At 67.0% G+C, this 14,000-nt stretch carries 15 protein-coding genes; all 15 read right to left on the bottom strand.

Annotation, left to right across the window (positions count from 1 at the left end; translation table 11 throughout):
• Positions 1-114: 114 nt before the first annotated feature.
• Positions 115-972: a phosphonate ABC transporter, permease protein PhnE gene (gene phnE / locus C0V75_RS11260; RefSeq protein WP_101921035.1), complete on the bottom strand. Its 858-nt coding sequence runs from the start codon at positions 970-972 to the stop codon at positions 115-117.
• A complete protein-coding gene (phnE, locus tag C0V75_RS11255) occupies positions 969-1,868 on the bottom strand; it encodes a phosphonate ABC transporter, permease protein PhnE (protein WP_101921034.1) in 900 nt (299 codons plus the stop codon). The genes phnE (C0V75_RS11260) and phnE (C0V75_RS11255) overlap by 4 nt, the downstream gene beginning before the upstream one ends.
• Before the next feature lie 52 nt (positions 1,869-1,920).
• Entirely contained in the window at positions 1,921-2,823 is a 903-nt protein-coding gene (gene phnD / locus C0V75_RS11250) for a phosphonate ABC transporter substrate-binding protein (protein ID WP_101921033.1), read from the bottom strand.
• Between the two features lie 39 nt (positions 2,824-2,862).
• Positions 2,863-3,675 carry a phosphonate ABC transporter ATP-binding protein gene (gene phnC / locus C0V75_RS11245; protein ID WP_254216441.1) on the bottom strand — a complete coding sequence of 271 codons (813 nt, stop codon included), beginning with the start codon at positions 3,673-3,675 and terminating at the stop codon, positions 2,863-2,865.
• Between the two features lie 93 nt (positions 3,676-3,768).
• On the bottom strand, positions 3,769-4,938 hold the full coding sequence (locus C0V75_RS11240; RefSeq protein ID WP_101921032.1) for an alpha-D-ribose 1-methylphosphonate 5-triphosphate diphosphatase: 1,170 nt from the start codon (positions 4,936-4,938) through the stop codon (positions 3,769-3,771).
• Positions 4,925-5,638 carry a phosphonate C-P lyase system protein PhnL gene (locus C0V75_RS11235; RefSeq protein WP_101921031.1) on the bottom strand — a complete coding sequence of 238 codons (714 nt, stop codon included), beginning with the start codon at positions 5,636-5,638 and terminating at the stop codon, positions 4,925-4,927. Before C0V75_RS11235 ends, C0V75_RS11240 begins: the two co-directional genes overlap by 14 nt.
• Positions 5,625-6,425, bottom strand: coding sequence for an ATP-binding cassette domain-containing protein (locus C0V75_RS11230; protein WP_101921030.1), 801 nt, complete (start codon positions 6,423-6,425; stop codon positions 5,625-5,627). The genes C0V75_RS11235 and C0V75_RS11230 overlap by 14 nt, the downstream gene beginning before the upstream one ends.
• The gene (locus tag C0V75_RS11225; RefSeq protein WP_101921029.1) at positions 6,422-7,336 is read right to left on the bottom strand and encodes an alpha-D-ribose 1-methylphosphonate 5-phosphate C-P-lyase PhnJ; all 915 of its coding nucleotides are present in this window, start codon (positions 7,334-7,336) and stop codon (positions 6,422-6,424) included. Before C0V75_RS11225 ends, C0V75_RS11230 begins: the two co-directional genes overlap by 4 nt.
• A complete protein-coding gene (locus C0V75_RS11220) occupies positions 7,333-8,385 on the bottom strand; it encodes a carbon-phosphorus lyase complex subunit PhnI (RefSeq protein WP_101921028.1) in 1,053 nt (350 codons plus the stop codon). Before C0V75_RS11220 ends, C0V75_RS11225 begins: the two co-directional genes overlap by 4 nt.
• Complete coding sequence (phnH, locus tag C0V75_RS11215; RefSeq protein WP_101921027.1) at positions 8,385-8,918, bottom strand: phosphonate C-P lyase system protein PhnH; 534 nt, start codon at positions 8,916-8,918, stop codon at positions 8,385-8,387. Before phnH ends, C0V75_RS11220 begins: the two co-directional genes overlap by 1 nt.
• Positions 8,918-9,346, bottom strand: coding sequence for a phosphonate C-P lyase system protein PhnG (locus C0V75_RS11210; protein WP_101921026.1), 429 nt, complete (start codon positions 9,344-9,346; stop codon positions 8,918-8,920). The genes phnH and C0V75_RS11210 overlap by 1 nt, the downstream gene beginning before the upstream one ends.
• Positions 9,339-10,064, bottom strand: coding sequence for a phosphonate metabolism transcriptional regulator PhnF (gene phnF / locus C0V75_RS11205; RefSeq protein ID WP_101921025.1), 726 nt, complete (start codon positions 10,062-10,064; stop codon positions 9,339-9,341). The genes C0V75_RS11210 and phnF overlap by 8 nt, the downstream gene beginning before the upstream one ends.
• 205 nt (positions 10,065-10,269) lie before the next feature.
• A complete protein-coding gene (locus C0V75_RS11200) occupies positions 10,270-11,100 on the bottom strand; it encodes a PHB depolymerase family esterase (protein ID WP_101921024.1) in 831 nt (276 codons plus the stop codon).
• Positions 11,097-12,812 (bottom strand): glucans biosynthesis glucosyltransferase MdoH, encoded by a 1,716-nt coding sequence (gene mdoH, locus C0V75_RS11195; RefSeq protein ID WP_143710410.1) that lies wholly within the window; start codon positions 12,810-12,812, stop codon positions 11,097-11,099. Before mdoH ends, C0V75_RS11200 begins: the two co-directional genes overlap by 4 nt.
• The gene (locus C0V75_RS11190) at positions 12,809-13,999 is read right to left on the bottom strand and encodes an OpgC family protein (protein ID WP_101921022.1); all 1,191 of its coding nucleotides are present in this window, start codon (positions 13,997-13,999) and stop codon (positions 12,809-12,811) included. Before C0V75_RS11190 ends, mdoH begins: the two co-directional genes overlap by 4 nt.
• Between the last annotated feature and the right edge of the window lies 1 nt (position 14,000).

Here is a 14,000-nt window from a genome sequence, read left to right as displayed (position 1 = left end):
GGGCACGGCCCATCCAGGGACCGACGGCTCGCCCGGACCCGTCCTCGGGGTTCAGGGCAGGCGGCACATCCCGCCTCCCGTCTTCGGGACCGGCGACCTTGATCCCCCGCGCCATCACCGCACACCCTCCCATCTGCCGATGAAACGGGCGCGGATCAGGCCCGAAAGCCAGTCGATCAGATAGACCATGGCGATGATCAGGAAGATGATCGACCATGCCTCGTCCCAGCGATAGGCGCCGATCCGATCCGACAGCAGGAAGCCGATGCCGCCCGCACCGACGATGCCGAGGATCGTTCCCGACCGCACGTTGGATTCGAAATTGTAGAGTGTGATCGACAGCAGCACCGGCCAGACCTGAGGCAGAAGACCAATCCGGATCGCCTGCGGGCGGCTGCCACCGGCGGCGACCACCCCCTCTATGGGGCGGTTCGAGCTGTTCTCGATGGCCTCGGCATAAAGCTTGGCCAGCACACCCACTTCCCCCACCGCAATCGCCAGCACACCCGCCAGCGGGCCAAGGCCGAAGGCGCGGATGAAGACCAGCGCGAGGATCAGGGTCTCCAGCGCCCGGATCATGTCGAAACCGCGCCGCAGGGTGAAGCGCAGGAAGGGCAGGCGGTTGATGTTCTTCGCGCCCAGAAACGACAGCGGAAAGGCCACCAGCGCGCCAAGGACGGTGCCCAGAAAGGCCATGGACAGCGTCTCGCCCAGACCCTTGGCAATCTCCTGCCACGACCGGGCATCGGTCCAGACATGCGGCGGGAACATGAAGGACAGCACATTCCCGAGTCGGGCCAGGCCGTTCCAGATGCGGGCAGGCGAGAAGTCGAAGGCGTAAAGGCACCAGGCCGTCAGACCCGCAAGCGCGGCCCAGAGCAGGGTGCGGCGCAGGCGCTGGGCGGGGCTTGCGCGAAAGGCCAGCGGCATGCGGGCCTTCATGTCGGCGATGTCGCTGTCTGACAGGCTCATGCTGTGACAATCCCGATGATGCGGTGGCGGATGCGTTCCGATGCCCAGTCGATCACGATCACCGTGGCGAAGATGATCAGGAACAGGGCCGAAAGGTTGGTGTATTCCTGAAGGCTGATGGCGGTGCGCAGTTCCTGCCCCAGGCCGCCCGCGCCGACATAGCCGATGATGGAAGAGGACCGGACGTTGATTTCGAACCGCAGCAGGGTATAGCTGATGACATTCGGCAAAACCTGCGGGAAGACGCCCCATCGCATCTGGTCGGCCCAGCTTCCGCCCGCGGCCTTCACCCCTTCGACCGGGCGCATGTCGATGTTTTCATTGGCTTCCGAATAGAGCTTGCCCAGCGCGCCTGCCGCGTGGATCGAAATGGCCAGCACGCCCGCCATCGGCCCCACGCCAAAGCAGAAGACGAAGATCAGCGCCCAGACCAGTTCCGGAACCGTCCGCATGATCTCCAGGCTGCGGCGGCTGACCCACAGCATCCAGGGCGCGGGCGACAGGTTGCGCGAGGCCACGAAGGACAAAAGAAGCCCGCCGATCACGCCAAAGAGCGTGGCCAGAAAGCCGATGAGAACGGTTTCCAGCAAAAGTTCGGCCCAGATCGCGCCACGGCCGAACCAGTTGGCGATATCGGCAAGAAGGGACTCCCAGCGCAATTCGGGGATGGTCTTCGACAGGTATTCGCCAAGTCGCGGCAACCCTGCCGGAATCACCCAACCCTCCTCGCGGCTGCCGTCGGGCAGGGTGTATTGCGTGACCTTGAAGAAACCCGACAGGGCCGAGGTGACCCAGGTCAGCACGGCCAGCAGAAGCGCCGCCGACCAGAACACCATCCGCGAACGGCGGCGGTGCTCCCTGTAGTCGCGGTCGAAATCGGTGAGGGAATAGGTCATCGGTCCGCCATCAAAGCGGGGCGGCCCCCGGAAGGCGCCGCCCCTTGAACGATCAGGACTTGCGCTGGTTCTTGAACCACTCGCGCATGTCCACGATCCACTGATAGCGATCGTGATTGACCTCGATGTAACCCTTCGCCGTGCTGTCCTCTGCGCCGGTCATCTGCTTGAACGCCTCGGGCGCGGCGGTGGGTGCGGCCATGACGGCGGCCTTCATCTCGTCGATCAGCCCTTGCGGCAGGTTGGCACGGGCGGTGAACGGGCCCGAGGTGATTTCCGGGCTGGTCCAGATCCAGCAGATTTCGCCTTCCTGGATCATGCCCTTGGTTTCCATCCGCTGCGGGATGCCGTTCTTTTCGTTGTTGATATAGGTCGCGGCGGCGTCGAACTGGCCGTTGACCACGCCCTGCACACCCGCCTCGTGGCTGCCCGAGAAGGGGATCGCCGCGAAGAATTCCTCCGGGACATAGCCCTGCTGAACCAGGTTGTAGTAAGGCACATTGTAGCCCGAGGTGCTGTCGGGATCGGCAAAGGCGAGGGTCTTTCCCTTCAGGTCGTCCACCGATTTGTAGCCGCTGTCGCAGCGCACCGCGATGATCGAGTAATAGCCGGTCGAGTCGTCTTCCTGAACCGCGGTCAGCAAGGGGATCACGCCGCCTTCGGTTTCCGTATAGGCGGCGGCATAGGCCGACGAACCGAGGAACGAGAATTCGATCTGCCCGGCCGCCAGCGCCTGGATCACGCCGTCATAGTTTCCGGCCGTGAAGATCTCGACTTCGATGCCGAGCGTCTCTTCAAGATACTCCTGAAACGGCGTGTAGCGGGCGATGCGGTCGCTTTCGTTCTCGCCCGACAGAATGCCGAACTTGACGACCTTGTAATCGGCCCTCCAGTCCTCGGCGAAGGCCGGAACGGCGGCAAATGCGATGAAGGCGGTGGTGGCGAGCAGACGCATGGTGGGCTCCCTTCTGGGGTTCAGGCTTCGGTTCGGGGGTCAGGCCGGCACCTTGACCCTGACGGAGGTCGAGGTGACGGATTCGGAGAATTCGGCCAGCCCGTCGCTGCCATAGATGTCGCGCAGGACATCATTGGTCAGTTGCCGGGGGGTGCCGTCAAAGAAGACACGCCCCTCACGCATCGCGATGATGCGCTGGCAATAGGTGCGGGCCGTGTCGATCGTGTGCAGGTTGACGAGGACCGTCAGCCCGTCTTCGGCATTGATGCTGCGCAGCGCCTCCATCACGCGGGTGGCGTTGCCGGGGTCAAGGCTGGCAATCGGTTCATCCGCCAGCATGATGCGGGGCTTCTGGACCAGCGCACGGGCAATGGCGACGCGCTGCTGCTGGCCGCCCGACAGCGTGCCCGCCTTCTGCAAGGCCTGTGGCAACAGGTCCAGCCGCTCCAGCGCGCGCAGCGCCTCGGTGCGTTCGGCATCGCTGAAGCGCATGGCCATGGAGGACAGAAAGCCGCGTTCCGCCAGCCGCCCGACCAGCACATTCGACAGCACGTCAAGCCGCTCCACCAGGTTGAACTGCTGAAAGATCATCGCACAGTCGCGGCGCCATTCGCGCAGGGCGCGGCCCCGCAGCGCCGTGATCTCGCGCCCGCCATGGGTGATGCGGCCCGAACTCGGGTCGATCAGCCGGTTGATCAGGCGCAGCAAGGTGGACTTGCCTGCCCCCGACCGGCCGATGACGCCGACGAACTGGCCGGGCGGTATCTCCAGCGAAACGCGGCTTACCGCAGTGGTCTCGCCGAAGCGGCGGGTGATGTCGGAGAGGATGAGGCTGTGCTGTTCCATGCCCATCACTCTCGCGCCACTTGGTAACCCCGCCACGTCATCCGGATGAATTTTCCGACACGCCGGGATGAAGGTTTCGCGTCGCTTTTCGGACAGGGATCAGGCGGCGATGTCTAGCGTCAGCGACCCGTCGGAAAAGATCTGGCGGCCGTTGCGGAACGTGGCGCGGACATGGCCGATGCCGCTGTCATCGGCGATCACCAGATCGGCGCGCAGACCGGCGGCGATGCTGCCACGGTCGGCCAGGCCAAGCGCGCGCGCCGGGTTCGCCGTCGCAAGGCGCGTTGCCCCCACCAGCCCCTCAGGATCGGCCTTCGCCAGTTCCAGCACCGCGGGCAGGATGGCCGACGGGTGGTAATCGGCAGCAAGGATATCCAGAAGGCCCGCCGCATGTGCATCGCGCGCCGAAAGATTTCCGGAATAGCTTTGGCCCCGCACCACATTCGGCGCGCCCATCGCGGTGGCAAGGCCGCGCTGTCGCGCCGCCTGCGCGGCCTCGATTGTGACCGGAAACTCGCTGATCGTTGCGCCCAGCGATTGCATCAGCGCCACCTTCTCTGCGGTATCGTCATCGTGGCTGGCAAGCGGAATGCCATGCGCCGCGCAGAGCCCGGACATCGCGGCCAGGGTCGCCGCCACGTCACCCGCATGCGCGCGCTTTTCGTCGATGCGCTCGCGGATATGCGCCTCGGCCTCTTCCGGCGTCAGGCCCAGATCGCGCTGCGTGCGCCGCGCCAGATGCTCCAGATCGCGATACTGGCCCTGGCCGGGCGTGTGGTCGGTCAGGCTGACCAGATCGACCGTGCCATCGGCAATCAGCTCCTCCACCACGGCAAGTGCGTTGGGATAGTTGATCTCGAACCGCGCATGGACGCGATGATCGACCTTCAGGATCGGCCGCAGCGCCTTCAGGGCGCGCAGCATCTCCTGGGAATGCTCATAGCTGCGCAGATGGCCATAGGCCGATTTCGGGTTGAAGCTGACCGCCGCATAGGCCGTGGTCACGCCGGAAACCTTCAGCCGCCGGTCCAGATCGCGCAGGCCGAGTTCCATCGGCATCTTGACATTGGGGCGCGGTTCCACCTCGCGTTCGATCATGTCGCCATGCATGTCAACGAAGCCGGGCATCAGCAAAAGCCCCTCGCCGTAAAGGGCCGCACCCGGGACGATGCCATCGCACACCTCGGCGATGGTCTCGCCCTCGATCCGCAGGCTGCCGCGCGGCAGCACCCGGTCTGCCAGCACGACACGGAAATCAGACAGCCACATCACGCACCTCCTTCGCCTGCAATTCGATTTCGCCGTCGATCAGCGCCGCCACATCGCCCGGATGGTGAAAGACGCCGATCATGGCGACGCCCGCCGCCTTCAACTCACGCAGGCGGGCCACCAGTGCGGCCCTCGCGCCTGCGTCCAGCGAGGCGGTGGGTTCGTCCAGAAGCAGCAGGCGCGGCGGCCGGATCAGCGCGCGGGCAAGATTGACCTTCTGCTGTTCGCCGCCCGAAAAGCTGGTCGGATAGGCCCGCCAGAGATCGCGCTTGACGCCAAAGGTGGCCAGCCAATGCCGCGCATCGGCCAGGGCGTCTTCGCCCGAAAGGCCAGCACGGCGCAGGGGTTCGGCCACGATCTCTTCGGCCGAGACGCGGGGCCGTGCGATCAGGAATTGGGTGACAAAGCCCATGTCGCTGCGCCTGAGTTGGGCGATATCCACATCCGCCGCGCGGGCAAGGTCGATCCGCCCGCCGGAATGGCTGAACCAGACCTGCCCGGCATCGGGCATATAGCTGCGCCAGATGCTGCGCAGAAGGGTGGATTTGCCCACCCCGTTCGGCCCTTTCAACAGCAGGAACTGCCCCGGATACAGGGCAAAGCCGACGCCGGAAAAGGCATGCAGGCTTTGTCCCAGATGATGCATGGTGAAGGTCTTGGCCAGACCTTCCACCACCAGGACGGGTTCAGAGTTTGGCATGGACCAGCTCCTGCGTATAGGGGTGCTGCGGGTCCTGGAAGACCTGGTCAACCAGACCTTCCTCCACCACCCGGCCATGGCGCATCACCATCACCCGGTCGGCCATGGTCCGGATCACGCCCAGATCATGGCTGACGATGACCATGGTGATGGCAAGGTCGCGCTGCAATCGCTTCAGCGTATCGAGCACCAGCGCCTGCACGCTGACATCCAGCCCCGTGGTCGGTTCGTCCAGCAACAGCAGCGCGGGTTCCAGCGCGATGGCCTTGGCCAACTGCACCCTCTGCTGCATTCCCCCGGAAAGAAGCTTCGGCGGGTCATCCATCCGCGTCAGGGGAAACTCGCTCGCCTCCAGCGCGCCCCTTGCCCGGGCGCGCAGCGCGGCAAAGCTGCGCTCGCCCGCCATCAGCAGGCGTTCGGCCACATTGCCCGAAGAGGAATGGCCCATCAGCAGGCCCAGATGCGGGTTCTGATACACGATCCCGATCCGCCGGGCGCAGAGCTGGCGGCGGGCAAACCGGTCCAGATCGAACAGGTTGCCCGCCGTGTCGGGCAGGGCCAGCCGATAGTCGCCCGCATCCGGACTGTCCTCGAGGTTCATCATCCGCAGAAGCGTGGACTTGCCCGAACCACTTTCCCCGACGATCCCCAGAACCTCGCCCGGCCAGACGGTTGCGGCCACATCCTCCAGCGCCGTCACCCGGCCGAAGCGACGCGAGACGCCGGTCATCCGCAGCAGGGGCGCACCCGCCACCAGCGTCGGTGGCAGCCGATCCATCATCGTCATGGCCGGAACCTTCCCTCTTCATACCACATCGGGCCGATGGTCGTGGCCGCACCTTCGGCCCGGCGTATCGCCTTGATGCCAAGATGGCTGTCCGAAGCCTCGAAGGCCGAACCACCGCCGTCCTGCGGAATCTCGTTCATGAACACGCCCCGCAGACCCGACCGGTGACAGACCAGATCGGCGTGATCCTCGACCTTATAGGGCACATCCGAGAAGACCAGGGGTTCCACCCGGGTAAAGGGCGGCACGGCGTAAAGCCGCTTTTCGCGGCCCGCCGACAGGAAGGTCAGGTGCCGCGCCATGTGCAGCTTCGGCACGTCCCAGCGCGGGATGGGCGAGGGCGTCATGACATGCCGCCCATTGACCAGCGCCGGATAGGCCGCGCCCTGCATGATCCGGCCCGACCGGACCATCTGCTCGTAAAGCACAAGCCACAGCCGTCCGTAGTCGGCGTCGGCATGCATCTGCCGGGCGATCGACATGTTCGGCTGCACGGGCCGCAGCGGCTCGGGGTTCGGCACTTGCAGGACCAGAACCTGATCCTCGCGCAGCCGTTCCTCGGGCACGCGGTGGCGGCTCTGGATCAGCGTCGCCTCCAGCGTGTCCCAGGTTTCCGCCGCGGCAGAGACGCGCGACAGGAACCGCCGGATGGAGGCCGCATTCACGCTGTCATCCGCTCCCTGGTCGATCACCTTCACGACGGAGTCCGTCCGCAGGAGCGTCAGCGTCACCTGCAATCCGCCGGTGCCCCAGCCGCGCGCCATCGGCACCTCGCGGCTGGCATAAGGCATCTGGCAGCCGGGCACGGCGATGGCCTTGATCATCTTGCGCCGCATCTCGCGCTTGGCCGATGCGTCAAGGAAGCCCCAGCTTATCGCGGCCCAGGGTCTGGTCAGGGTGGAAAGGGTCATGCCGGCACCTCGTCCTTTTCCGCGGTCTTTGCCCCCCGCAGCGCATCCAGCGACGACTGGAAGGTCACGTAATGCGGCAGCTTGAAATGGATGCAGAAGCCGGAGGCCTCGACCGGCTCCGTATGATAGAGGACGAATTCTTCCTCGACCGGCGATCCCTTGGCGGCACCGGAGGCGTTCAGGTCCAGCGTGGCCCCGGCGATCACCTTCACCTCGTTCCAGCCGAAGGTTGCGCAGAAGCCAAGGTCGAGCAGGCCGGATTTCCCCTTCGACGTGACTTCCGCCTGGCTGACCCGCACCCGCCCGGCCGAGAACAGCGCACCCGAAGGGTGGCGCACCATGACCTCGGCCTCGCCGAGGCGCAGCTCGTTCACGGTAGGATGGGCATTGCCATAGCCGCGCATCGCCGAATAGCCCAGCGCCAGCAGGCCCCCGGTATCGGCCCGCGCCAGCGATTGCAGGCTATGCGCCCGGCTGGCCGGAAACAGCAGCGGCTCGCGCGTGACATCCGGGATGTCATCCGGGGCGACCTCGCTGCGCGGCGGGTCGGCGACCAGCCCATTGGCCCTTTGCCAATCGGCCAGACTGGGTTGCCGGGCCGGGGCCGGAGTGGCAGCCGGGGTCACCGGGGCAGGGGTGAAGGTCTCTCCCTCCATCACTTCGGTCGCGAGGATGCGGTGCGCATAATCCAGCGTCGGCCCAAGGATCTGGCCCCCCGGAATGTCCTTGAACGCCGCCGAAATCCGCCGATGAGTCAGGATTTCGGCCTGCCTGACGGGTTCTGCAATCGTCAGGCGCGGCTGCGTCGTGCGCCAGGCCCGCAGCAGCAGCACTGCCTCGTAAAGATCGCCGCCCGCCTGTGCCAGCGCCAGCGCGGCAAGGTCAGGGTCGTAAAGCGAGGCCTCGCCCATCACCCTGTCCACCAGAAGGGGCAGCGCCAGGCGCAGTTCGGCCACCCGTTCGGGCGTGATCGGACCCAGCGCTTCGCGATAGAGCCGCTCGGCCTGCTCGATGGCGCGTTCTCCGCCCCGGGTTGCGACATAGGCCATCAGAGCACCTCCACAGCGACGGATCGGGGCAGGCCGACGATGCGGCGCCCATCGACAAGAACGAGGTCGATCCCTTCGGGATAGCGGCAGCGGGCACTGCGCAGATCAAGCAGGCCCTCCGGCAAACCGCCCAGCCGCAGCCTGCATTGCCCCTCGATTCCGGGGCCCGTCAGGCCGAGCAGGGGCCCGGCGCCGATGATCGCGGGCATCACCAGGGTCGCGCCCTCATCGGGATAGAGCGCGGACCCGACCGGCAGCACGGCCAGCGCGGCCATTGCCCCCGCCGCCGTCGTGCAAAAGGCGTGATCGGCCCGGTCCGGCGTCACCAGCGCAGCCCCGGTTGCGGCGATGCGGCGGGCCAGTTCCGGATCCTCGGCATGAACGCGGGTTTCCCGGTCCAGAAGCGCCAGCGCCAGATCGGCTGCGCCCTCGGGCAGGCTGCGCACCGTGCCGGGCCGCGCCATCGCCCACATCAGCGCCTCGAAGGCGTCGGTGTCGCGCAGATCGTCAGGGGTGGGGTGGGGCAGGGCCATCAGAAGGTCTCCATCTCGACGCGGGTCGCCTCGACCCGGCGCAGAAGGGCCGTATCCTCTTCGGCCTGAACCGCCGCTTCGCGGGCGGCAAAGGCCACCACCTCGGACAGGCCAAGCGCGCGCCCCGCATCCAGCACGGCCATCGCCATGGCCCGTTCCAGATCGCGCCCGGTCACCATGCCATAGCCTTCGATCCCGCTGGCCCGGATATGGGCCTCGGCCACCAGCACCTCGCCCAGAAAGAAATCCTTGCCGCGCACCGTGTCGCGGAAGGGCAGCATCACCAGACCCGTCCGCGACTGCACCACCTCGACCGCACCCAGCCGCGGCAGCATGGCCTCGGCCATCGCCTTCAGGCGTTTGGGGCAGCTTCGGGCAAGGGCCGAAAGGAAGGCGCCGGGGTCACCGGCCTCGCCGCGATCAAGCATCCCCCGCCTCCAGGCTGTCGATGGTAAAGCGCACGCGGTCGGCGGCCCAGATTGCCTCGGAATGGCCAATCACCCGCCCCTCTTGCGTGACGTCGGTCTTCACGACCACCATCACCGGCTGATCCGGATGCTGGGCCAGAAGCCTCGCCTCCTCGCGGTCGGGGCGCCGGGCATAGATCTCGGTCCGCTTGCGGTAGTAATCGTCGATGCCATGGGCGGCATAGGCTTGCGTCACCGAAAGCCCGGCATTGCGCTGTTCCAGAAAGCCCGGCAACAGGCCGGCCGGATGCCATGACAAGCCAAGGCTGACCGGAACGCCATCGGCCAGACCGCGCCGCAACAGCCGATGCACGGCATCGCCCGGAGCCAGGCCCAGGCTTTCGGCGACGGATGCGGGGGCGGGGACAGTCTCGGCGGCCAACGGCTCTCCGGAGGGGGCAAGCCCCTGATCCAGAAGGTTCTGCCGGAACCGCGTGCGCCGACCGATGGCATAGCGGACCATCGGCGCCGCCTCTACAAAAGTGCCGCGCCCCTGCACCACGCGCAGGCGCCCCTCGACAGCCAGCGCCTGCACGGCGCGCCGCACGGAATGGCGGCCGGTTTCGAACTGCGCGCAAAGCGCGGATTCGGTCGGCAGTTGCGCGCCCGGCGGCAGGCCGCCGCCATCAATCTCTGCTGCAAGTCCGTCGCGGATGCGACGCCAGCTTTCCCGCCCCAAGGTCCAATCTCCTGCCGTCAGTCATCCGGATGACCGACGGTATGACGCCGGGCTGCGACAGAGGGATGACGCTCGACAGAAACTTTCGCGACAGTCTTCCCGTCCTCGCCCGGGGACATCCACGCCGGGGCGTCCCGATGGCAAGGCGCGCGCCCATCCCGCCGCACCTGAACGCCATGGCCCGTCTTGCGCGACGTTTGCCGCGTCAGTCGCGCCCCTCATGCCAATCCAGCACCATCTGTGCCCAGCCTTTCGGGATGCTGTGCCCGCCGCCATGCAGGGCGAAGATCAGGTCCGTGCCGGGGGCGCACTCCGTCCACCTCCGGATCGTATAGATCCCGCGGCTTTCGGTCTGGTCGGCCGCCTCCGACCGGCAGCCATTGGCCTTGCGCCAGATTTGCATCGCCTCCGGCACATTGCCCTGCACGAATTCGGGCGTGATCGCGCGCCCGGCAAGTGGGACCGTCCGGTCGGCGGTGCCATGGGTATGCAGCAGGCGCACCGGCCCCGCGCAGGCAGCCGGATGCGGGCGCCAGAAACTGCCGGCGACCGGCGCATAGGCTGCGAAGGCGGCGGGGCTTCGGCAGGCGACATAGCTTGTCATCGACCCGCCGATCGAAAACCCGGCCAGCAGCATGTCCTCCCGCGTCAACCCGTATTTCGCCGCCGCATCATCAGCCACGGCAGTCAGGAAGGCGATCTCGTCGCGGCGGGCAGGGCGCTCGGGGTGAAAATCCCAGGATCGGCCCTTGCCATCGTCGCGCGGCTGGCCATCCGGCGCGATGACCGCATAGCCGCGCTCCAGGAATTGCCCGGCGATCCTGTCCCGGCGCATGAATCCTTCCCCTTCGCCGCCATAGCCATGCAGCAGCAGCACTGCCGGGCGGGGACCCGTCACCCCCTCGGGCAGCAGGATGTGATAGCTGCCATCGGGCAGCAGGCAGGGCTCCGGCGCGCCATTGCATTCGGCCGCCGCGATGGAACCGCAGAGCATCGCGGCAAGGGCGACGGCACAGAGGGCGAAACGGCGGATCATGCGGTGGTCTCCGGCGCGACACGGCGCATTGTGAAGCTTGCGCGCGGCATCTGCACCAGGGCCGCCAGCGGAATGGTCAGGCAAAGGCAGATGCCGATGGGCAGAAGCCAGAGGCTGATCTGCCCGGCCAGCGACAGGCCAAGCAGCGCCGCGCCCAGCCCGCTTTCGATCCTGTGGCAGCGCCAGAGGCTGCGCAGGTCGGACCGGCCCGCGACATGCGGCACCCAGCCGCCATCCAGCCCCCGCAGGATACGCAGCACCGCCCGCACCTGCTGCACCATCAGCGCCGGGGCCAGCAGCGCCGAGATGACGATCTCGGCCAGAACAAGGCCGGCAAAGCGCGGGGCTTCACCCGGCGTCAGGCCACGCCAGCGCAGATGGGCGATGATGCCCAGGATCTTGGGCGCGATCAGCAGCCCCGCGATGACAGCGGCCATGCCCGCTTCCGTCATCGGGGGCGGCGGCGTCCCGTCCCGGCCGGGCAGCGCCCAGAGCAGGAGCAGAAGCAGCCACCAGACCGAGGCAAGATAGGCCATCGCCCCCTGCAACAGATGAAACCGCGACACGGGATGCAGCCCGGGCACGAAGAGCAGTCGCAGATGCTGAAGATTGCCCTGACACCAGCGCTGGTCACGCCGCAGATAGCCCATCAGCGTTTCGGGCGTGTCCTCATGGCTGTCTTCGGCCTCGGGCATCATCTGCACGCCCCACCCGGCCCGGCGCAGAAGGGCGGCTTCGACGAAGTCATGGCTCAGGATGACCCCGCCACGCGGGGCAGGGCCGGGCAGATGCGGCAATCCCGCCGAGGCGGCAAAGGCCGAAATCCGCACAAGGGCGTTGTGGCCAAGGAAATTGCCTTCGCTCCCGGTCCAAAGGGCGAAGCCGCGGCCCATGTTCAGGCCATAGACGTCAGAGGCAAAGCTCTGCAATCCCTGCCAGACGGTCCGGCCCGGCAGGACGCGCGGGATGGTCTGGATCAGCCCGGTTCCCGCCTGCCTTGCCATCGCATCAACCATGCGGAGCACCGTATCGGGGCCCATGACGCTGTCTGCATCCAGGATCAGCATGGCCTCATGCGCATGGCCTTCCGCGACCACCCAGTCGCGGATATTGCCCGATTTGTAATCGCTGTTCCGGGCGCGGCGGCGATAGCACAGCACAAGGCCCGGATGCCGCAGGCGGGCCGCCGCCATCACCGCTTCCTCACGCTGCGCCGCCTCGGCAGGGCGGGTGTCGGACAGGACATGGAGCGAAAACCCGTGCCTGCCCTTCCCGGCAAGCCCGGCCAGAAGCTGCACGGCAGTGCCGATCGTTTCCTCGGCGGGTTCGCCATAGATCGGCAACAGGATGGCGACCGTCAGCCGCCGCAAGGGGCGCGGCGCAGGTTCGGGCCGCCAGAAAAGGCCGAGGATCGCCGTGGCGACGGCAAAGGCCATCCAGAAGACGGCAAGGCCCGACAGCCCCGCCAGCGCCCCCTCCGCCGCCGTCAGCCGCCCGTCCAGCCGGAACCAGTCGAGGCTCGTCCACACCAGCGCGACCGTCAGACCGAGCGGAAGCAGACCCACGAAGGCCCGGCAGGCTGCTCGCCACCTCTGCCGGGGCAGACCCGGTGCCGACGGATCGCGGAAAGGGTCCGTCAGGCTTTGCTCCGGCATCGCCAGCGGCAGCGCTGCAAGATGTCCGGGCCGCAGCTCGCGCGGCGAAAAGGTCACGACCGCACCCGGGCCTGCCACGCGATGTCAGCCGCGCCCGGGGCGCTGCGGACCGGGGCGGTCTTCCACGGCTGGCTCTTGAAATAGGCGGCGATCCAGGCCACCGCGATGATCAGGGCGAAACCCGCCAGATTCACCGCCAGCGCGGCAAGGGGGCCGTTCCCGGCCAGCTTCAGCAGCGCCCCAAGCAGCCGCGCCAGCACCATGGAGGCGGCAAAGACCGCCAGCGATTGCTGCCCCACGCGGCAGATCACGGCAATCGCCTTCCCCGCCCATCCCCCTTGCCGCAGCCGCGCGCCGCCCGGCCCGACCGCGACCCAGGCCAGATAGCCGAGGGCCAGGAAATGGACATAGCGCAGGATGCCGAAATCCGTCTTGTTGAACAGCGGCGCGGCCAAGGCGCGGGCCTCGCGCAGCATGTCCACCTGCGCATAGACCTTGCCCCAGGCGAAGGGCACCGACAGGACGACGATCCCCACCGCCAGCCAGATCAGCCCGCGATGGATCGGCGGGGCGGGAAGCCAGCCCGCCATCAGGGCGAAACCGGTGAAGAAGACCAGTTGCCAGGCGAAGGGGTTGAAGAACCACCTCCGCTCGGACCCGTTGGTGAACCAGAGTTCGGCAGGAAGGTTCAGCCCAGCCGTGGCCGCGATCCACAGCGCCACGCTAGCCGCCAGTGCCAGCCGCGCGTCGTGACGGGCCAGCGCCATCATCACGGGGATCAGCGCAAGGATCACCAGATACATCGGCAGGATGTCGAAGTAATTCGGCACATAGGTCAGCGTCAGCAGCCCGATCAGGTTAGGGCCGGTATTGTCGAGGAAGTGAGTGAGGTTCAGCGCCGAAACCTCGTTGCGCGGGAAAACACCCGTCAGGTTCAGCGCCAGCATCAGGGACAGGGTCACGAAGAAGACACCCAGATGCACCCAATAGACCTGCCAGACCCGATGCAGGATGCGCAGCGTCCCCATCCCCCAGCCCGCACGGGAAAAGACCGCCCCGAAGGCCAGGGCCGAGGCCATGCCAGAACAGAAGACAAACATCTCCGTCGCATCGGAAAAGCCGAAGCGGGCCGGAATCCAGAGCGTCCAGGGATTGCCGGTGATATGGGCGATCAGGATGATGAACATCCCCAGCCCGCGGAAGAAATCGAGGCGCAGGTCGCGCTGTTTCTGGGCCGGGGCCATC

It is taken from the genome of Tabrizicola sp. TH137 (assembly GCF_002855575.1).
GTDB lineage: Bacteria > Pseudomonadota > Alphaproteobacteria > Rhodobacterales > Rhodobacteraceae > Paragemmobacter.
This window is presented reverse-complemented; position numbering and strand designations above follow the sequence as displayed.